Source organism: Mucilaginibacter gracilis (genome assembly GCF_003633615.1).
Classification (GTDB): domain Bacteria; phylum Bacteroidota; class Bacteroidia; order Sphingobacteriales; family Sphingobacteriaceae; genus Mucilaginibacter; species Mucilaginibacter gracilis.
In genome coordinates, this window is sequence record NZ_RBKU01000001.1 from 2,027,485 (window position 1) to 2,048,396 (window position 20,912).

At 42.9% G+C, this 20,912-nt stretch carries 16 protein-coding genes; 9 read left to right on the forward strand and 7 right to left on the reverse strand.

Going from position 1 to position 20,912, the window contains the following annotated elements; genetic code table 11:
* Positions 1 to 28: 28 nt before the first annotated feature.
* Positions 29 to 1,282 (reverse strand): DUF2264 domain-containing protein, encoded by a 1,254-nt coding sequence (locus BDD43_RS08745; RefSeq protein WP_121197320.1) that lies wholly within the window; start codon positions 1,280 to 1,282, stop codon positions 29 to 31.
* 470 nt (positions 1,283 to 1,752) lie between these two features.
* Here BDD43_RS08745 and BDD43_RS08750 point away from each other — a divergent pair, with 470 nt between their 5' ends.
* Together BDD43_RS08750 and odhB are read left to right on the forward strand one after the other, a co-directional pair.
* A complete protein-coding gene (locus tag BDD43_RS08750; RefSeq protein WP_121197321.1) occupies positions 1,753 to 4,575 on the forward strand; it encodes a 2-oxoglutarate dehydrogenase E1 component in 2,823 nt (940 codons plus the stop codon).
* A gap of 21 nt (positions 4,576 to 4,596) precedes the next feature.
* Complete coding sequence (gene odhB / locus BDD43_RS08755) at positions 4,597 to 6,162, forward strand: 2-oxoglutarate dehydrogenase complex dihydrolipoyllysine-residue succinyltransferase (protein ID WP_121197322.1); 1,566 nt, start codon at positions 4,597 to 4,599, stop codon at positions 6,160 to 6,162.
* Positions 6,163 to 6,298: 136 nt separating this feature from the next.
* On the opposite strand, the gene BDD43_RS08760 is transcribed toward odhB, so the two are convergent.
* On the reverse strand, positions 6,299 to 6,754 hold the full coding sequence (locus BDD43_RS08760) for a DinB family protein (protein WP_121197323.1): 456 nt from the start codon (positions 6,752 to 6,754) through the stop codon (positions 6,299 to 6,301).
* Positions 6,755 to 6,862: 108 nt separating this feature from the next.
* Between BDD43_RS08760 and BDD43_RS08765 the strand changes: the two genes are divergently transcribed.
* On the forward strand, positions 6,863 to 8,578 hold the full coding sequence (locus BDD43_RS08765; RefSeq protein ID WP_121197324.1) for an ArnT family glycosyltransferase: 1,716 nt from the start codon (positions 6,863 to 6,865) through the stop codon (positions 8,576 to 8,578).
* 150 nt (positions 8,579 to 8,728) lie between these two features.
* On the opposite strand, the gene BDD43_RS08770 is transcribed toward BDD43_RS08765, so the two are convergent.
* The 3 genes from BDD43_RS08770 to BDD43_RS08780 all read right to left on the reverse strand — a co-directional run bounded on the left by BDD43_RS08770 (position 8,729) and on the right by BDD43_RS08780 (position 13,532).
* Positions 8,729 to 9,430 (reverse strand): head GIN domain-containing protein, encoded by a 702-nt coding sequence (locus BDD43_RS08770; protein WP_121197325.1) that lies wholly within the window; start codon positions 9,428 to 9,430, stop codon positions 8,729 to 8,731.
* A 273-nt stretch (positions 9,431 to 9,703) separates the two neighbouring features.
* Positions 9,704 to 11,362 (reverse strand): M1 family metallopeptidase, encoded by a 1,659-nt coding sequence (locus tag BDD43_RS08775; RefSeq protein ID WP_121197326.1) that lies wholly within the window; start codon positions 11,360 to 11,362, stop codon positions 9,704 to 9,706.
* A 277-nt stretch (positions 11,363 to 11,639) separates the two neighbouring features.
* The gene (locus tag BDD43_RS08780; RefSeq protein ID WP_121197327.1) at positions 11,640 to 13,532 is read right to left on the reverse strand and encodes a CocE/NonD family hydrolase; all 1,893 of its coding nucleotides are present in this window, start codon (positions 13,530 to 13,532) and stop codon (positions 11,640 to 11,642) included.
* A 166-nt stretch (positions 13,533 to 13,698) separates the two neighbouring features.
* Here BDD43_RS08780 and lpdA point away from each other — a divergent pair, with 166 nt between their 5' ends.
* Positions 13,699 to 15,102, forward strand: coding sequence for a dihydrolipoyl dehydrogenase (gene lpdA, locus BDD43_RS08785; RefSeq protein ID WP_121197328.1), 1,404 nt, complete (start codon positions 13,699 to 13,701; stop codon positions 15,100 to 15,102).
* An 89-nt stretch (positions 15,103 to 15,191) separates the two neighbouring features.
* Complete coding sequence (locus BDD43_RS08790; RefSeq protein WP_121197329.1) at positions 15,192 to 15,626, forward strand: sterol desaturase family protein; 435 nt, start codon at positions 15,192 to 15,194, stop codon at positions 15,624 to 15,626.
* A 149-nt stretch (positions 15,627 to 15,775) separates the two neighbouring features.
* On the opposite strand, the gene BDD43_RS08795 is transcribed toward BDD43_RS08790, so the two are convergent.
* Both BDD43_RS08795 and BDD43_RS08800 read right to left on the reverse strand, forming a co-directional pair.
* A complete protein-coding gene (locus tag BDD43_RS08795) occupies positions 15,776 to 16,183 on the reverse strand; it encodes a PIN domain-containing protein (protein ID WP_121197330.1) in 408 nt (135 codons plus the stop codon).
* Entirely contained in the window at positions 16,173 to 16,382 is a 210-nt protein-coding gene (locus tag BDD43_RS08800) for a hypothetical protein (RefSeq protein WP_121197331.1), read from the reverse strand. The genes BDD43_RS08795 and BDD43_RS08800 overlap by 11 nt, the downstream gene beginning before the upstream one ends.
* A 97-nt stretch (positions 16,383 to 16,479) precedes the next feature.
* Here BDD43_RS08800 and BDD43_RS08805 point away from each other — a divergent pair, with 97 nt between their 5' ends.
* The 4 genes from BDD43_RS08805 (at position 16,480) to BDD43_RS08820 (ending at position 20,902) form a co-directional block, all read left to right on the forward strand.
* Positions 16,480 to 17,316 carry a hypothetical protein gene (locus BDD43_RS08805; protein WP_121197332.1) on the forward strand — a complete coding sequence of 279 codons (837 nt, stop codon included), beginning with the start codon at positions 16,480 to 16,482 and terminating at the stop codon, positions 17,314 to 17,316.
* Between the two features lie 65 nt (positions 17,317 to 17,381).
* The gene (locus tag BDD43_RS08810; protein ID WP_121197333.1) at positions 17,382 to 19,094 is read left to right on the forward strand and encodes an ArnT family glycosyltransferase; all 1,713 of its coding nucleotides are present in this window, start codon (positions 17,382 to 17,384) and stop codon (positions 19,092 to 19,094) included.
* Positions 19,095 to 19,097: 3 nt separating this feature from the next.
* Positions 19,098 to 20,111, forward strand: coding sequence for a UDP-N-acetylmuramate dehydrogenase (murB, locus tag BDD43_RS08815; protein ID WP_121197334.1), 1,014 nt, complete (start codon positions 19,098 to 19,100; stop codon positions 20,109 to 20,111).
* 251 nt (positions 20,112 to 20,362) lie between these two features.
* Positions 20,363 to 20,902 carry an RNA polymerase sigma factor gene (locus BDD43_RS08820; protein WP_121197335.1) on the forward strand — a complete coding sequence of 180 codons (540 nt, stop codon included), beginning with the start codon at positions 20,363 to 20,365 and terminating at the stop codon, positions 20,900 to 20,902.
* Positions 20,903 to 20,912: the final 10 nt, after the last annotated feature.

Sequence of the window (20,912 nt, forward strand, 5' to 3'; positions counted from 1 at the left end):
TTGTAGCCCCTGGGCGGTTAAATACAAGTTACCTTATATCTTCGCTGTGGTCGTTCAAAAAGTTTTCGCCACCCCATATTTTTTGCGAACTCCATTTTTGTGGTGCATCTGCCCAAAAGGCATCACTATCGGGCAATCCCAATGGTAAAAAAATATTGGTGCATATGTATAAACTCCCCTGGTTATTGTAAAAGTCGGCCAGGTCTGGCTGCGAGCCGTAAAGGCCAATGGTTAGCCAGCCGTTTAAATAAGTAGTGGGGCTTTGCAGCGTTTTACGTATTACTGCGGTGAGTGCGCAGCGCACCTGTGCTGCACTTAGTGCCTGGGGCAATGCTTTACGCCAGGCCATATCGGCAAGGTGATGAAATGCCGCACCGCGGTAAACTATAGAACGGCCCGTTGCCGGGTAAGTGCCATCGGTATTAATTAACCGCTCCTGTATAATAGCATACCGCTCGTTACGTTTTTTAATTTTCTCGGCAATGGTTTGATAAGCGTTGGTTTTTTTACCTATAACATCAACCACGGTAGTTAAAAAAGGGTGTATAACGTAGCTGTTATAGTAGTCGTAGGCAAAGTATTCGCCATCGGTGTACATGCCATCGCCGGCGTACCATTGTTCTAATTGGCGTATGGCATAATCAATACGTACCACATCGTAATCAAAACCAAAATTGCATAAAAAGGCCTCGTTCATGGCCGAAAACAATAACCAATTAGAAAAAGGCGGCCTAAATTGCCGTGTTACTTTAATAGAGTTAACTAATAAACGCTGCTCGTTTTTACCCAGGTGCTGCCAAAGCCATGGCGCGCGAATGAATGCATCCGAAATATAGGCAGCATCAACCAGTTGCTGGCCGCTAATATCAAAGCGCATAAAATCGCGCGAGTTGCTGTCCAGCGCATGGGTTAAGCCCTCTATAGCCCATTTTCGGTATTGTTGCCTTAGTGCCACTTCTTTAGCCTGGCCGCCTTCCAGTTGCAGCCAGGGTGCTATGCCGCTTAATACGCGGCCCAATACTTCAACATACATTACTTTTAAACGGGTTTCGCGGTTATCTGTATGTTTAGATACTATTTGGGGCATTACTATTTTTAAGCTGTCGTGGGCAAGGCTCATTAAAACCGGTTTAACCATTTTATCTAACTGGTTAAGCCAATATTGCCTATCGGGTAGGGTTGAAGTAGCCGCTTCTGTGTTTTTTGGTTGAGCTTGGGTTATAAAGTAGGGTAACAAGCACATTACAAAGCACACAGCAACCAAATGTATTTTTGTTTTCATTTAAACAGGTAGTTAACTACCCAAAAGTAAAAAAGTAAATTAAAGCAATGCAAAAGGGCTACTAAATTTATGAGAAATGCTTTGGTGAATAGTACACTATAAATATTAGGCATTTAAAACAATATTTAAATAGCAAAACAGTTATATATTTGTATAACCAAACCAACTTGTGAACTCCTTTGAAGAATATACCTTAATTATTGGTTTGATAGCCCTGGCTATCGAAGGGGTTTCGCATGTTAAAGCGTATCTGCACAAAACCTTCCATCACGAGTAAAGCCTGAGTAGGTGTTTGTGTGTTAACGTACTACCCAAAAAGCAGGTAATTCTCATCTTGATTTCTGCATCTCGCATCTTGATTCTTTTCCCCCGGCATCGTTTGCGTAAAAACAATTCACTTTAATTAAAGATATTTCCTTTTTGTGGCTTTTATGTTTTAATTTTGCAGTGTTTTACTGATTTATATTTTCATGGATCGTCTCAGTTATCTAAATATCGACAACGCAGCCTATATCGACTCACTTCACGAAGCTTACAAACAAGACCCTGAATCTGTTGATTACGGGTGGCAAAAGTTTTTTGAAGGCTTTGATTTTGGTCAAAACGCGCAAGGGGCTTCTGTTAGCGGGGCCGCAACCCAGGCTACAACCACTGCCACTCCCGACCATATTTTAAAAGAAATTAACGTGCTCAATATGATTAACGGCTACCGTGCCCGTGGTCATTTGTTTACCCAAACCAACCCGGTTAGGGAGCGCCGCAAGTATTTCCCAGGTAAGGAGCTTGAAACTTTTGGCCTGAGCGATGCCGACCTTGATACCGTGTTTAACGCCGGAACCGAAGTTGGTTTAGGAGCCGCCAAACTGCGTGATATACACGATATGCTTGAGCAAACCTATTGCCAGGCTATTGGTGCCGAGTACCGCTACATTAGGAACCCGATAAAAATGAAGTGGTTTGAGGATAGGATGGAAAAGGTGCGCAATATGCCAACTTTTTCTACCGACGAAAAAAAGCGTATCCTCAATAAATTAAACCAGGCCGTTGTATTCGAAAACTTTTTAGGTACTAAGTTTTTAGGCCAAAAGCGTTTTTCGTTAGAAGGCGCGGAGGCTTTGATACCGGCTCTTGATTCGGTTATTGAAAAAGGTGCCGATTTGGGCCTCGAAGAATTTGTGATTGGTATGGCTCACCGCGGACGTTTAAACGTGCTGGTGAACATCATGAAAAAATCGTACAAAGAGGTTTTCTCGGAGTTTCAGGGTAAAAGCTACGATGCCGATTCGTCATTTGGTGGCGACGTAAAATACCACCTTGGTTACTCAAACGATATTGAAACTACTAACGGCAAAAAAGTTCACCTGAGCCTTTGCCCCAACCCATCGCACCTGGAAACTGTAAACCCTATTGTTGAAGGTTTGGTACGATCGAAAATTGATTTTAAATACGAGGGCGATTATAAAAAAATTGCACCTATATTAATACACGGCGATGCGGCAGTTGCCGGCCAGGGTATTGTTTACGAGGTTTTGCAAATGTCGAAACTGGATGGCTACCGCACGGGTGGTACAATCCATTTGGTTATTAACAACCAAATAGGTTTTACAACCAACACAAAAGATGCGCGCTCAAGTACCTATTGTACCGATGTTGCCAAAACTGTGTTATCGCCGGTATTGCACGTAAACGGAGATGATGCCGAAGCTTTGGCTTACGCCATAAATTTGGCGATGGAATACCGCCAAACTTTTCACGAAGATGTATTTATTGATATTTTATGCTACCGCCGCTACGGGCACAACGAGGCCGATGAGCCTAAGTTTACCCAGCCGCTGCTGTATAAAGCTATAGAATCGCACGCTAACCCGCGTGATATTTACAACCAGAAACTGATTGCAAACGGAAGCGTTGGTGCAACTTATGCTGCCGAAATAGAAAAGGCTTTTAAAGCGCAACTGCAAACCATGCTTGACGAAAGTAAGGCCGAAGACCGGTTTACCGAAAGCAAGCCCATGTATAGCGGTGCGTGGCAGGGTTTACACATAGCCAACGAAAAGGAATTGAATGCATCGCCTGATACTTCGATATCCGAAGATGAATTTATGGCTATTGGAAAAGGGTTAACCACTTTGCCAAAGGATAAAGATTTTTTTAAAAAAATAGAGAAACTTTTTGAAGACCGTAGCAATATGGTTAAAAAAACCAAGGTTTTTGATTGGGCCATGGGCGAGTTAATTGCTTATGGAAGTTTACTGAAAGAAAACCACCGCGTGCGCCTAAGCGGCGAGGATGTTAAGCGTGGTACGTTTTCTCACCGGCATGCTGTTTTAACGCTCGAAGACTCGGAAGAGGAATATACACCCTTAAATACTTTGGGTACCGAAGCTAAATTTGATGTTTACAACTCGCTGCTATCAGAGTATGGTGTTTTAGGTTTTGAATATGGCTACGCTTTGGCAGACCCTAATGCATTAACCATTTGGGAAGCGCAATTTGGCGACTTTTATAACGGCGCCCAAATTATAGTTGACCAATACATAGCCAGTGCCGAAACCAAATGGCAACGTGGCAATGGTTTGGTAATGTTATTACCACACGGTTACGAGGGGCAGGGTCCCGAGCATTCGTCGGCCCGTATTGAGCGTTTTATGGAGCTTTGCGCCGATAGCAATATCCAGGTTGTAAACTGTAGCACACCTGCAAACTTTTTCCACGTGTTGCGCCGCCAGTTGCACCGCGAGTTTCGTAAGCCATTAATTGTGTTTACACCAAAGAGTTTGCTGCGTAACCCGCAATGTGTATCGCCGATGGAAGAGTTTACCCAAGGCAAGTTTCGCGAATTGATTGAGGATAGCTTTGTGACCGAAAAGAGCGTTAAACGCGTTCTGTTTTGCTCGGGCAAAATATATTACGATTTGTTAGAGAAACAGCAAACCGACAAACGTAAAGATGTAGCCATTGTACGTATTGAGCAATTGTACCCTACGCCAATGGTTGCCATGCAAAAGGTGAAAACCAAATATGTAAATGCCACCGAATTTTTCTGGGTGCAGGAAGAACCCGAGAATATGGGTGCATGGCCGTATATGTGCCGCAAGTTCCGCAAAAGCGAGTTACAACTTGAAGTTATTTCGCGCAAGGAAAGCAGCAGTACTGCCACCGGTTATGCTAAACAACATACATCGCAACAGTTGTATATTGTGAGTAAGGCTTTTAGTGCCCCTGCCGGAGAAGAGGTAAAAGAATCGATTAAAAAGACCGCCGAAAAAATGGCCACAACAAGTGCCGATTAATACGTTACACTAAATAATATTATGAGTTTAGAAATCAAGGTTCCGCCGGTAGGCGAATCAATTACCGAAGTTACTTTGTCGCAATGGTTAAAAAAAGATGGCGACACGGTTGAAATGGATGAAGTGATTGCCGAATTAGAATCAGATAAAGCCACATTTGAGTTAACTGCCGAAAAAGCCGGAATTTTAAAAACTATTGCTAAAGAAGGTGATGTTATACCCGTAGGTGGTGTAGTATGCTCAATTGAAGAAGCAGGCGCACCGGCAGCAGCAACACAAGCTGTTGCAGCAAGTGCAGCACCAGCAGCACCCGTTGAAGAAAAAACAGCACCTGTTGCAGCACCAGCTCCGGCAGCATCTGAAGCAAAAGCGATTGACGTAAAAGTTCCGCCTGTTGGCGAATCTATCACCGAAGTAACTTTATCGCGCTGGATAAAAAAGGATGGCGACACTGTTGCGATGGATGAGGCTATTGCCGAATTAGAATCGGACAAGGCCACATTCGAGCTTACCGCCGAGCAAGCCGGAACCTTAAAAACCATAGCCAAAGAAGGCGATGTGTTGCCAATTGGTGCTGTAGTTTGCAGCATTAGCGGTGGCGGTGCTTCTGCCCCGGCACCTGCACCTGTTGCAGCAGCCGCTGCAAGCACGCCTGCTACACAAGTGGTAGCCGCCGATAAAAATACTTATGCATCGGGCACGCCATCACCGGCAGCCGGTAAAATATTAGCCGAAAAAGGCATTGATGCCAAAGGCGTAAACGGTACCGGTGTAGATGGCCGGATTACCAAAGAAGACGCGCTTAACGCCCAGAAGGCAAGCCCTAAGCCGGAAGCCGTTAGCGCTAAGCCCGCACCAGCAGCACAACCTGCCGCACCTGTGGGCTCAAGAGTTGAGCGTCGCGAAAAAATGACTTCGTTGCGTAAAACTATAGCCAAGCGCCTGGTTGCCGTTAAACAGGAAACCGCCATGTTAACTACCTTTAACGAGGTTGATATGGCCCCAATAATGGAACTGCGCAGCAAATACAAAGATAAGTTTAAAGAAAAACATGGCGTAGGCTTAGGCTTTATGTCGTTTTTTACCAAAGCTGTTTGCGAGGCCCTTAAAGATTGGCCTGCAGTAGGTGCCCGTATAGATGGCGACGAAATTGTTTACAGCCAATTTGCAGATATATCAATAGCCGTTTCGGCACCTAAGGGTTTGGTAGTTCCTATCATCCGCAATGCGGGCGATATGAGCCTTGCCGAAATTGAAAAGGCCGTTGTTGCTTTAGCCGGTAAGGCCCGCGATGGTAAATTAACTATTGAGGATATGACAGGCGGAACATTTACCATTACCAATGGTGGTATATTTGGTTCCATGATGTCTACCCCAATCATTAATTCGCCGCAATCTGCCATATTAGGTATGCACAATATTATTGAGCGCCCCGTAGCAGTAAACGGCCAAGTAGTTATCCGCCCCATGATGTACCTCGCACTATCATACGATCACCGCATTATTGATGGCCGCGAATCGGTAAGTTTCCTGGTACGTGTAAAGCAATTATTAGAAGATCCCGCAAGGTTGTTGTTGGGTGTATAGTCCCACAGACCCCTAAAAAGGTAGTAAAATATGAAGACCCGGTTTATCCGGGTTTTTTTATGGAATGAGCTTTTAGCTTTGCCAACTTTTTAAAAGTTGGCAAAGCTCTGTATCTTTCGGAATCACCTGTTTTTGATTAAACAATCTTACTCATAGCCACAGCGGTGCCAATATGTAAACCTTCGTGAAAGGGTAAAAAGGCCACTGCTTCGGTAACGTTGTTTAGGGTAACACCGTAACGGGTTGTCCAGCTTGGGTAGTTGGCAAACATATCGGTTTGCAGGTGTGCTTCCAGTTGTGTTAGTGTTGAGGTAAAAAGGTGTTTTATTTCATCAAATTCGGCCATATCAAAAAACCTTTCGGGTTTCGAACCGGGCTTGTAGTTGTTAAAAAACTCATCGGTTATAATTGTATCCTGGCCTGCACGTTTGTAGCAAATACCTTGTTGGGCGGCCACCATATGGCCAAGGTTCCATATTATGTTGTTTTTAAAACCTGTAGGAATATGGTTTAACTGTTCAATGGTTAATGGTTCTAAAATTTCTAATACCTTGAGGCGGGGTTTTAATATAATTTCGAGAGATTTGAGCATTGCTTTGTAATTTGGATAGGCAATATTACACAATTACCGCGAATTTAGATTTGGCAACTTTTTAAAAGTTATCGGATCTGTTGCATAAATTCGCAGTTACTATATCAAATGCAAGAAACAAAAACCATATCACCTTCCAACAAACCCATCTGGTATTTCCTGTTATTTTGGACGGCGTTTAACCTTATCCAATCGTACACACTTGAGGTACACGGCGACGAGGCTTACTACTGGATGTATTCCCGGTTTTTAGACTGGGGATATTTTGACCACCCGCCAATGGTGGCCGTTTTTATTAAAATAGGCGATAGTTTAATACACAACGAATTAGGCTTGCGCCTGTTAACTGTGCTAACCAATTCGGCTTCGTTGTACGTTATCTGGCTCATACTTAAAAGGTATGCCGTTGATGCCAAATGGTTTATATTGGTGGCAGCAAGCCTGTTTATTTTCCACATGTATGGGTTTACTACCACGCCCGATTCGCCACTGCTATTTTTTACGGTACTTTTTTATTATTTCTATCAAAAATATATTGAAAAAGACACCTGGTTGCTCGCTCTTATATTGGCGTTAATAGTAGCATGTTTACTATACAGTAAATATCATGGTGTGCTGCTTATTGGTTTTACCGTGTGTGCCAATGTAAAACTACTTACCCGCAAAACCTTTTGGCTTATTGCAGTACTGGCTGCGGTGCTGTACATTCCACACGTTTTATGGCAGATAAGCCACAACTACCCATCGCTTAAATACCATTTGGTTGACCGTTCTGCCGAGCAATACAGTGCCGAATTTACTTACCTGTATCCGCTTGGGCAGTTGGTAATGGCCGGGCCGTTGGTGGGTTGGTTTTTATTTTATGCCGCCTTTAAGGTAAAAATTAAAGATGTTTTTATGCGCACGCTGGTGGTTAATTGTATTGGCACCTTTTTGTTTTTTATGGCCACAACCTTAAAAGGCGAAGTGCAAATGCACTGGACGCTTATTGCGTTTGTACCCCTTATGATGCTGGTGCTAATTAGTTTTAAGCAATTGGTAGTGCCGCAAAAGTGGTTTTACAGGCTATCTATCATTAACATCGCTTTAATATTGTTTATACGGGTGGCACTGGTATTTCAGTTTCCGTTTGTGATGCAGGTGGGGCAGTTTAAAAGTTATTTCGGGTTCCGTAACTGGACGCAGCAGGTACACGGCATTATAGGCAATAACTATCTCATTATTCGCGACGGCTTTCAGGATCCATCTAAATACAATTATTACAGTAATTCGGCTAAAGCCATATCTTACGATTCGCGCTATTACCGTAAAACACAATACGATAGCTGGCCCATTGAAGATAGTATGCAGCACAAGCGCGCCTATTATATGCAGGATGCCTGGGAACCCGGCTTTACTACCGATTCGGTAGTTGACGAGTATAACCTCAAATGGTACACGCTTTGGGTTAACGATGTGCGCACCTATCAAAAGGTAAATATTGATGTGCCCGTAAAAACCATGAAATTAAAACCCGGCCAGCAAACAGATATCCGCATTAATATCAACAACCCGTACACGCACAATTTAGATTTTAGTAACGATAAGCAACTTCACCAGGTATATTTGGAAGCCTGCTTTTTTCAGTTGGGAAATATTAAGGGAACGCAGTTAGCTGGTGCCGATTTTAACACCATCACTATTTCGCAACTGCATGAGCGCAATTATGTTTTCCACCTTACGGCGCCGCTTGTTAAAGGCAAGTACGACCTGCTGTTTTCTATCCGTACAACACCCTTCGCGGGATCGAGAAATAGCCCCGTAATTAGTTTGGTGGTAGAGTAATGACGGATAGTGTTTAGCCGCAAGTCTTTAGTCAAAAAAAGAATGAGCTAACTTTTGACTTAGGATTTAGTACTATTAACTTAACAGAAGTCATAAAAAAAGCGGGTAACTTTTAATTGCCCGCTTTTACTATATCAATGCTGAAATTTATTACATGCGGTGTATATCGCCCGAACCGTGTGTTGAGGTTGAAACCTGTTTAGGCGAACCTGCATAGCGGATATCGCCGGAGCCGGAAACCGAGGCGTCGATTTTTTCGCTGGCGTATACCGTAGCATCGCCCGAACCGCTTACGTGAACTATGGAGGTGCCGGTTGCTAAATCGTGTGCAGAAACATCGCCCGAGCCAGATACGGTAATGTTAGAGTAATCGGCCCTGCCGCTAACCTTTAAATCGCCGGAGCCGGAAACGCCTGCTTCAAAGTTTTTTACATGCACCTTGCCCAATACATCTCCCGAGCCCGATATGCGTATTTTTAGGCTATTGGTGGTGATGCCATCCTTAAAAAAAACATCGCCCGAGCCTGAAACGCCTATGCTGTTAATATCTTTGGCGTTAATGTAAATTGCCATTTTTTTATTGCTGCCAAACCAGTTTCCCCAACCATTCTCGTTACGGCTGTATATTTTTAAAACACCGCCCTGTACCTCGGTTATTATTTTATCAATCACGTTGGCCGGGGCCTCAACATTTACCGATTCGGTTGCGCCCTGGGTAATATAAACATCGTACGAACCGGAAAGCTGTATGGCATTAAAACCTGTTAAGTGCCTGTTTTGGGTTTCAGCAAAAGCTGTATTTATAAAAAGCAGCGCGGCTGCTGTAAATAAAAGTTTGGTCAGTAATTTCATAATTGTATCCGTTTTTTTATTTAAGACGCGCGCGAGATAGGTTTGGTTACATGAAAAGTAAAATAGATTAAGCCGAACCGTTTTGATTATTGCCTGAATTTGCTGAAAGGGGCTATTAAAAAAAAACTCCCTTGGGGAGAGCCTATGTTAGCCTACTCTTTGATTACCGCCGCGCAAAAGCGCCGTTAGGTGCAATATGCAGGTAAAAAAACACCCGCATATTGCACCTAACGGCGCAGAAAACACTTTACTCCCCCTTTAGGGAGCTGGGGGTTAATCAACCAATACGCCTATGTAATAGTTAAAAGTATCAACCTCTAAATTTTCTTTAGTGATGCCCGGCATGCTCACGGGGCGCAAATAGGTTGATGGCGATATATAAATGTATTGGCCGCCTTTGGCCCTTACTTTTACCGGCATGGTAAAGCCGTTAACATCGGCTATCCAGCGGCAGTAGGTTTTATCGTTATCAAACCTAAACTCTAATACAGGGATGTTTTTGTGGCGAAGGTATTGATCGAAAATGGTTGTTAAATCCATACCCGATTGCTGATTAATGTAGTTTATAATATCGGGGGTGGTTACCGTTTGGTGATAAAAAGTTTTGTTTAATCCGCGCAGTATTTGTCGCCATTTTTCATCATCGTTAATAACGGTACGTACCATATTAAGCAGGTTGCCGCCCTTATAATACATATCGCCCGATCCTTCTTTGTTTACGTTGTAGGTGCCAATAATGGGTTCGTCGTTCCGGATGGCGCGGCGTGTGCCATGCACATATTCCTGACCGGCTTGTTTGCCGTAATAGTACTCGGTAAATAACGACTCTGAGTAGTTGGTGAACCCTTCGTGTATCCACATATCGGCAATATCTTTATCGGTAATGTTGTTGCCAAACCACTCATGGCCGCTTTCGTGAACAATAATAAAGTCCCATTTTAATCCCCAGCCCGTTCCCGATAAGTCGCGGCCTAAATAGCCGTTTTGAAATTTATTACCATAGGTTACGGCACTTTGGTGCTCCATACCTAAATAATGCGTTTCAACAAGTTTATAGCCATCCTGGTACCAGGGGTATGGGCCAAACCAATGCTCAAATGCTTTTAGCATAGGTTTTACGTTAGCATCAAATTGCTTTTTTGCTTTTGCCAAATGCTCGGGCAATACCCAATAATCCAGGGTGAGTTTGCCTTTTTCACCATCGTAGGTATCGGCTATGTGCTGGTAATCGCCAATATTGACCGAAACATCGTAGTTGTTAATGGGGTTGGCAACAAACCAATCAAAACGGGTGTATCCATCCTTTAAATCGGTAGTTTTGCGTAAACGGCCGTTTGAAACATCCTTTAAGCCTTTTGGCACGCTAATGCTAATCATCATGCTGTCTACTTCGTCAAAAAGCTGGTCTTTATTTGGCCACCAACAGCTTGCGCCAATGCCCTCGCAGGCGGTAGATACCCAGGGTTTACCTAACGAATCGGCAGCGAAAACAAAGCCTCCATCCCAGGGTGCATTGCTGGCTATGGTTGGCTTGCCACTGTAGTAAACGGTAAACTGCTCTTTGCTTCCCTTGGCTATGGTTTTTGGGAAGGTTACAAACACGGCATTAAACTCGCGGGTATAAGGCAATGGCTTGCCCTGGTATAAAATGTTGTTGATGGTGAGGTTTGCAAAAAGGTCGAACTGTAGTTTACTAAAATCGGTAGTGGCGGTAAATTTGAACAGATTGCTGCCGCTGATGGCTTTTTGGTCGATATCAACTTTAACATCAAGGTGGTAATAATTAATATCGTAACAGGTGCGCAGCGGCGACGTAGTGCTGCCGCGTAAGCTATCGGCATGGGTAAATGCAGGGCGGGAGCGTTGGGCCAGGGCACTTAGGGCACATGTACCTATAATAAATACGGTTGTTAAAAGGCGGTGTAGTTTCATTATGTATTGTTTAAAAATGCTCTTTTCGTTATTTGTTACCAATATGTTTTTATTCTAATCTTGAGCGTAAGTCCATCATACGATAAACGATTTTTTTATTCCCTCCTCGGGGAGGGGTGCGTTAGGCTGTGAAGGTGCAGGGAGGGGTTTATTCGCCTTGTTCTCGCATAAACCCATCCCTGCACCCTCCCGTTGGGATGGAATCGCACCACCCCAATGCTTGAAACTTATATTCTGTCCCTTATTATTAAAAATTCGAAACTGAACTGTTTTATGGTTATTGCAACACCGTTACCTTTACGCTCGAAGCTGCCGCATCATTATGAAATATTTTAATGGTAGCCTTCTGGAAATCAGAATCCTTCGCCTTATAAATATCAACAAATTTTTGCGGATTACGATCAACAAGCGGGAACCATGAGCTTTGTACCTGTATCATGATGCGGTGCCCTTTTTTAAAGGTGTGGGCAACATCGGGCAGGTTGTAGTTAATGTTGGTTACCTGGCCCGGAACCATAGCCTGCGGGTTGGTGAACGATTTGCGGTAACGGCCACGAAATATTTCGCCGCGAACCAGCATTTGGTAGCCTGCCAGGGTTATGTTTTTGGGATTAGGAACCGGGTTTGGAAAATCGTCGGGGAAAACATCTATCAGTTTCACAACAAAATCGGCATCGGTGCCGGTGGTTGATGCAAACAGGTTGGCCACAACGGGGCCGGTTAAGGTGATGTCATCAGCTAAAACCTCAGTTTGGTAGGTTTTAACATCGGGGCGGCGGGAGGCAAAGCGTTGGTCGTCTATCATGTATTCGCGGGTGCGGCGTTCCTGTATGCCATCCTGGTAGGGTACGGGTGCGGCAGGGTCGCTCACATACTCATCGAACGAGGCCGTTTTGGTTTTAGCCGGCGCGAAAGAAAGTTTGCCGTTAGCCTGAAGATATAAAGTTTTTTCTACCGTGTTTTGGGGTGGCCAGGTATTAAACTTATGCCACTCGTTGCTGCCGGTTACAAATATGGTAGCTTCGGGGAGTTGCATATCGCCTTTATCTTTTAAATAATAATTAAAAAAGGGTAGCTCCACGTTTTCGCGAAACCAAAGGCTTGTTTTTTGTCCGAAATTTTGATCGCCAAATGTTTCGCCGTCGCCGCGTTCCCAGCCGCCGTGAAACCAGGGGCCCATAACCAGCATGTTTGTATGCGTTTGCGGGTTTTGCTTTTCTAAAGCCTGATAGGTATGCAAAGCGCCAAAGCAGTCTTCGGCATCAAAAAAACCGCCTACAACCATAGTGGCAGGCTTAATGTTTGTTAAATGCGGGCGAATGTTCATACCCTGCCAAAAGGCATCGTAATTGGGGTGGTTCATCATGTTATCCCAAAACTTAACCGAATCGCCAAGGTATTTCTTTTTAAAGTTGGGCAGTGCGCCTAATTCCAGGTAAAATTTATAATTATCGTGCTGGGTATATTTAACGCCGTTTTTAAACAAATCGGGCGTTAATGGCTTTGCCCGCGGTACGCCAAAGCTGGTTAAAAAAGAAAAGGCATCCATTTGGAAAAAGGCACCATTGTGATGAAAATCGTCGCCAATAAACCACTCGGTAACGGGTGCCTGCGGCGATACCGCTTTTAACGCCGGGTGCGCATTTGGTAACGATGCGGTTGAGTAAAAACCCGGGTAGGAGATACCCTCAATGCCTACCCTGCCATTGTTATTGGGCAGGTTTTTAACCAGCCAGTCAATGGTGTCATAAGTATCAGTGCTTTCGTCAATTTGCTGGTTGCTGGTTTTGTTATCAATTTGTGGGCGAACGTCAACAAAATCGCCTTCGCTCATCCAGCGGCCACGTACATCTTCGTAAACAAAAATGTAGCCTTCGTGTGCAAAAAGCATGTTTTGGCCAAGCGTGGTTTTAAACTTATCGTCGCCGTAAGGCCCTACTGCATAGGGTGTACGGGTCATCATGATAGGGTATTTTTTGCTTTGATCTTTAGGCAGGTAAATGGAGCAGAAGAGTTTTTTACCATCGCGCATGGTAATGTACTGCTGCATTTTGGTGTAGTTTGCCTTAATGTATGCTGCATCTTCGGTTTCCTGCGTTGCGGGTACCGGCTGGGCGCAAACTGTGGTAAAGCAGGCTGCGAGGCAAAAAGCGAGTAAAAGTTTTTTCATGATAATAACAGTCAGTTTAAAAAGCTAATTTAAGTAAAGCAGGTTATACCAAGTAACTTATATGAAAATGATACAATTTTGAATAGGTTGGCGTTAAAGTAATGGCTTAATATTTCGTTAGCGGTTTGATAATGTTTAACTTTGCCGCGCCTTAAAATTATATATTATGCAATATGATGTTGTTGTTATTGGCTCGGGTCCGGGTGGTTATGTAGCCGCTATACGTTGTGCCCAGCTTGGTTTAAAAACTGCCTGTATTGAAAAATACGCCACTTTTGGCGGTACCTGCCTTAATGTGGGCTGTATCCCCTCAAAAGCTTTGTTAGATTCGAGCGAACATTACCACAATGCTGCGCATACTTTTGCAACGCACGGTATTAAGCTAAAGGATTTAAAGGTTGACATGCCACAAATGATTAAACGGAAAAACGAGGTTGTGCAAAAAAACACAGCGGGTATATCTTTTCTGTTCAAAAAAAATAAGATTACCTCTTACCAGGGCATGGGGTCGTTTGTTGATAAAAACACCATCAAAATAACCAAGGCCGATGGTACCGAAGAAACCATTACCGGCACTAACGTAATTATTGCAACGGGTTCAAAACCATCGCAACTGCCGTTTTTGCCTATCGATAAAAAACGCATTATTACCAGTACCGAAGCTTTAACCTTAACCGAAGTGCCCAAGCATTTGGTGTTAATTGGCGGCGGTGTTATTGGCCTGGAATTAGGTTCGGTTTATGCGCGTTTGGGCGCCAAGGTATCGGTAATTGAGTTTATGGATGGCATTGTACCAACTATGGATAAAGGTTTGGGTAAAGAGCTGCAAAAGGTTTTAACCAAACTGGGTATGGAGTTTTACCTGGGCCATAAAGTAACCGGCGCAAGCGTAAAGGGCAAAGAAGTTACCGTTAATTTTGATAGCCCTAAAGGCGATAAAATGGAACTTAAAGGCGATTACTGCCTGGTTGCCGTTGGCCGTGTGGCCTATACCGATAGTTTAGGTTTAGAAAATATAGGTTTAAAGGTTGAAGAACGTGGCCGTAAAATTACCGTTAACGACCATATGGAAACCAGCGTTAAAGGTGTTTACGCTATTGGCGATGTGGTGCGCGGTGCTATGCTTGCCCACAAGGCCGAAGATGAAGGTACTTTTGTTGCCGAAACTATTGCTGGCCAAAAGCCGCATATTAACTACAACCTGATACCGGGCGTAGTTTATACCTGGCCCGAAGTTGCCAGCGTTGGCCAAACCGAAGAGCAGTTGAAAGAAAAAGGCGTAAAATACAAAACAGGATCGTTCCCGTTTAAAGCCAGCGGCAGGGCCGTAGCCAGTGGTGATATGGACGGTTTTGTAAAGGTTTTGGCCGATAGCACTACCGACGAGATTTTAGGTGTACATATAATAGGCCCGCGTGCCGCCGATATGATTGCCGAAGCCGTTGTTGCTATGGAATACCGCGCCAGCGCCGAGGATATTAGCCGCATGAGCCATGCGCACCCAACCTATACCGAAGCTATGCGCGAAGCTTGTTTGGCAGCTACGGATAACAGGCCGATACATATTTAATTAGGATTTCGGAATTTCGATTTCGGATTTATTGATAAAACAATTACTGCAGCTTTATATTTAATATAAAGCTGCTTTTTTATAAGCCTATGGAAGTTTTGATTGATATCGGGATTCTCATTATAACCATTGCCGGGATGGAGGCAATGTCGTGGGCAATTCATAAGTACTTGTTTCATGGGCCGCTGTGGTTTATTCATAAAACGCACCATCAGCAACGGCACGGCTGGCTGGAGTTGAATGATGTTTTTAGTTTGGGCTTTTCGGCTTTTGCTTTGTGGCTGATGTGGCTGGGGCATTTGGGTTTAGATTGTCGCTTTTGGATAGGTGGAGGCATTAGCACATACGGCATTATCTACTTCGTTTTTCACGATTGGTTTATACACAACCGTTTCAAGGCTTTTAAAACCAATAATAAATATTTGCTGCGCATCCGTAGGGCACATAAAATTCACCATAAATCGATGGAGAAGGAACCGGCTGAGGAGTTTGGGTTGTTGGTTACGGAGAAGAAGTATTTGTGATTAATAACTTGTCTTTGAGAACGATAGGGGGGAATTGTTCGTAGAATGGTGAGTGATTTACCTCCGTGCGATTGCTTCGTTCCTCGCAAAGACATGTTTTTTGTTTTTTTAAACTCTAAGTGCTTATCGCTCACACCTGCTAAAGTTGTTTATCTAAACGGGTTAACTATCCGGAGCTTATTCTCAATAAGCTGATTATGCTGCATGTCTTCGGAGTAGAGAATTTGGGATTCTGTTTCCAGAGCGGCGGCAATTATCAAACAATCGTAAAAGGAAAACCGGTACTTTTCGGCTATGGTGCAAGCAAGTAATATTGTTTTATCTGTATTGGTGTGAACCTCACTATTATTAGTTATGCTCGATAAAGCACTAATAACCTCAGGCCAGGTGTTTTTTAACTTTTTATTTAATGTATTAGCTGTTTCCTGAATTACCTGAGTACTAATTATCGTTTGTTGTTGAAGAATTATTGCTTGAGCTTTGGTCTGTTTTACAAGGTCGTAGTCCGAATGTGAGTAGACAACTATATTGGTATCCAAGAAAACCTTATCGCTCATTTGCCTCGTCGCGATTAAATTTATAATCTTTTACATCTGTATGCAGCACCGTAAATTTTGGTGTTTTTTTTATCACAGGTGCATCGGTTAAACCTTCGTCTTTGGTAAAGGCGATGATCTCTAAAACTTTTCCGATATAGTTTTCAGGGATGTTGAAGGAAACTTCTTCGGAGGTTGCTATTATTTCTGTACGTATCATAACAAGCTATTTTAAGCATAACAACATCTACTGATGTGGGTATACTCAAATATACTATATTTATAATGTAGGTTCAAATAATTTACCTTTGCAATACATGCAATCCATCGCCCTCATTGTTCATACTTGCGATAGGTACAAGTTACTGTACCCTGGCTTCGACTATTTTTTTAAAAAATATTGGCCGTACCACGATGTGAAAATTAGCTATTATTTTTTGACTGAGGAAGATGACTATAAATCGAACATCTTTACCAATATCAAAACCGGCAAGGGTGAATGGAGCGACAGGTTGCTGAATGGTTTGAAACAGATACCGGAAGATTACGTAATCTATTTCCAGGAGGATATGTGGCTTACCGGGCTGGTTGATGCCGATACAATCGGTAAAATTATCAGCTTTGCCGTAGGTAATCAAATTAACTTGTTCAAATTGTCAAGCAATAGCGTGTACCATACCAAGGCAACAGGCGCGTTTATTAATGGATTGGCGGTTGCGGTTTTGGATAATGAGAAGAGTGGTTACCTGATGTCGCACCAGGTATCTGTTTGGAAAAAAACGTTTTTGATGGCGCAGTTAAAATATAAGGAACACCCCTGGCGCAATGAGCGTAAGGGAACCAAGCGATTGGAAAAATTGGACCCGAAGATTTACCATATCGATTTGTTTGGCGAGAATGAGCAGTTGCCTGGAAACGATAATATTAATGCATCGGGCGCGAGCCGGTATTATACGGTATCGCAAAACGCGGCTTTGAATGCTTATGCAAACCCATTTATTAGTGAGATGAAACTGGCCGGAGATGCCGCCACGCGCGAATATGCCCAAAAGCTGGATCATCATTTAAAAAACGGGCTTACGCACGACGGGCAGAGCAAACCCCGGAAGGATGACTTTTTTAAGAAGATAAAAAACTACCTTTCGGGTAAATAGTGTTGCGGTTGTAAACTGGGTTTAAAAGTTATTTGCCTATTTTTGGTTTTTGATTGATTAGGATAGTGGATAACCCAAACCTTTTTGCACTCGGCGCACAACCTGTAACCCCAGCGGACACAGCTTTTAAAGCTATTTTTAATGCTGATAAGCGGCCCTGGCTGGTTGTTTTACTGTTGGCTATAGCCATTAATATAGCGGGCATTGCTACCGATTTTTTTACTAACGACCCCGGCCTATATGGTTTGCTTGCCAAAAACATGGTGCAAACCCATAACTATACCGATTTAATTTACCGTGGGAAGGATTGGCTGGATAAACCGCATTTTCCATTCTGGATGGCGGCTTTAAGTTTTAATGTTTTTGGTTTTACCACCTTCGCTTATAAACTCCCGGCTTTGTTGTTTTACTTTATGGCCGTAGTTTACACCTATAAACTCACCAAAAAGTTTTACGGGTTTGATACCGCGCTTATTGCAGCGCTGGTTTTGTTAACGGCCCAGCATACCGTTATGTCTAACACGGATGTGCGCGCCGAACCTTATATAATGGGTTTGCTGATGGGCAGCGTGTACCACTTTTATAAGGTGAAGCAAAATTTTAGTATCGCCCATTTATTGCTGGCTACGCTATTTGCAGGCTGCGCCGTAATGACTAAGGGCATTTACGTACTCATCCCCATAGGTACGGCCATTATTGGCGATTATTTATTGAAAAAAGATTTTAAGGGCCTGTTTCAATGGCGCTGGCTGTTTGCTGTAATTTTAACCGTCATATTTATTTTGCCCGAAATATATACCCTATATGTACAGTTTGATTTGCATCCCGAAAAGGTGGTGTTTAACCATACCGGCGTATCGGGCATTCACTGGTTTTTGTGGGACAGCCAGTTTGGGCGTTTTAACAGTACCAGCTATATTACCCGTGTTGACGGCGATAAATTCTTTTTTGTGCATACCCTGCTTTGGGCCTTTGCACCCTGGGCGTTTCTATTTTATATTGCCCTGTTTTTAAATATCCGGAAAATTGTAAAAGGTACTCAACTGCCCGAATATGTTGCCCTTTCGGGAGCGTTGCCTATGTTGCTCATTTTTTCGGTTTCGCAATTTCAGTTGCCGTTTTACACCAATATATTGTTTCCGTTTTTTGCTATGATAACGGCGGTGTATATAAAGCAGGTTTTTGATGAGGGTAAAAGCAAGCTTTTTACTATAATACAGCAAGTGATATGGCTTGCACTGGTGCTTTTAATTGTTGCATTAGTTTTTGTTTACGGCGGGCACAACATTATGTTTTTTGCCGCTACTGCGCTTGTGGTTTTGTATGCGGGTGCCTATGCAAAAAAAACTTTGGGCGGTGTGAAATTTGTGTTTTTAAATACCTGCTGCGTAGCCGTACTTATTAACCTATTTATTATAACTGTGGTTTATCCCGAATTATTGAGATATAAAGGCGAGGTGCAGGCCGCAAAATATTTGAACACACACCTGAAAGCCGATAAACTAGTTATAGCGGCTTTTGAGGTGCCCGACCCTTTTGAGTTTTATGCAAAGCGCAGGCTTACCTTTATTAATTTGGATAGCGCAATTGCAACTAAAAACAAAAATACAGTTGTTTTGGTTGAAGATACTTTGGTGGCGCATTTGATAAAACAGCGCATTCCATTTAAGGTATTGCAAAAGTTTAATAATTACCCCAACGAGAATTTATCTCTGCCTTTTTTGATGGAAACCCAACGTTATAAAACACTAAACCATTACTTTTTGATTACTTTATAAGCTATGCTGCAAATTCACCAAAACGTATCTTTAAAAAACTTTAACACTTTTGGTATTGATGCTTCGGCGCGGTATTTTGTGGAGATAAACCACGAGAACGATTTGGTTGAACTGTTTATGGACCCGCAATGGCTAACTACCGAACGGCTGGTAATTGGCGGCGGAAGTAATTTACTACTTACAAAAATTTTTGAGGGCTTAGTTATCCGCATTAACATACGTGGTATTGAGCACCGTATTAACCATACCGATGTTTTTATTGAAGCCGGTGCCGGCGAAGTTTGGAACGACCTGGTTAACTATGCCGTGAAATGGGAATTTGCCGGAATGGAAAATTTAAGCCTGATACCAGGTTCGGTAGGAGCATCGCCCATACAAAATATTGGTGCCTACGGCGTGGAGCTTAAAGATGTGTTTGAAAGTTGCCGCGCATTTGAAATTGCTACCGGCCAATTTAAGTTTTTTGATAAGGAAGCCTGTAACTTTGGCTATCGCGATAGCATATTTAAACAGCATAAGGGGCAGTATATTATCGTTGGCGTTAAGTTCCGGCTATCGCTTGTGGCAAATATCAATACGCGCTACGGCGCCATTGAGCAGGAGCTCAATAACCGTGGCATAGGCCAACCTACTATTAAAGATGTTTCGCAGGTGGTATCGTACATCAGGGTATCTAAACTGCCAGATCCATCAACCATAGGCAACGCGGGCAGCTTTTTTAAAAACCCTGTAATACCGGCTGCCGAATTTGAACCCATTAAAGCTGCATTTCCGGAGGTGGTTAACTTTCCGGCTGGAGACGGTTTGGTAAAGCTGGCCGCCGGATGGCTCATTGAGCAATGCGGCTGGAAGGGTAAAGTGCTTGGCAATACAGGCACCTGGAAAAACCAGGCACTGGTGCTGGTAAACCATGGCGGGGCTACCGGCCTGGAGGTATACAATTTGTCGTCGCAAATCATAGACAGTGTGTACAGTAAATTTGGCGTTATGCTGGAGCGTGAAGTAAATATTGTATAATTTTTGAAAATTGTTTTGAAAACTATACAGTCATTTACAGTCCTTTTTTAGCCTCAATATCTCATTCTAATTTATTTTTGTTAAGCAATTCGGTTTGTCATTAAAGTGTCTAACAGGTGTTTAGCGTGTTTTTATACCAAAGTTAAAATTGGTTCACGCTAATGTTATGCCGGTAACTGGTATTGTTATTTAATGATACAGATAAAGCGGTACTATGTTTGTTTAGTTATTAATCACAAACATTTAACACTATGACAAAGATTGAGTTTAACACAATGGTACTACGTCAGGCAAGTTCGTTGAGGTCATATGCACTTCACTTTACACATGACGCAGATGATGCTAACGACCTTGTTCAAGATACAATGTTAAAGGCAATAACTTATTACAATAAGTTTAAAGAAGGCACTAATTTAAAAGGATGGTTATATACCATCATGAAAAATACCTTCATCAACAATTATCGTCGTTTTGTTAAGATGAGCACTTTTGTTACTAAGAGCGATGAAATATCATCACCAAACTTAGTTTTTAGCTCAACTAAAAACCAGGGCGAAGCAAAATTTGTGATGGACGATATTAAACGCGCTTTAGATAAATTACCGCAAGATTACTTTGTACCCTTCACGATGTATTTTGACGGGCACAAATACCACGAAATAGCCGATCATTTGGAAATCCCTATCGGTACAGTTAAAACACGCATACACGTAGCGCGTAAACTGTTAAAAAAGAACTTAAAAGCTTATGACAACGGCGTTAAAAAACCCGTATATGCCGAAGAAGATTAATTATTAGCAC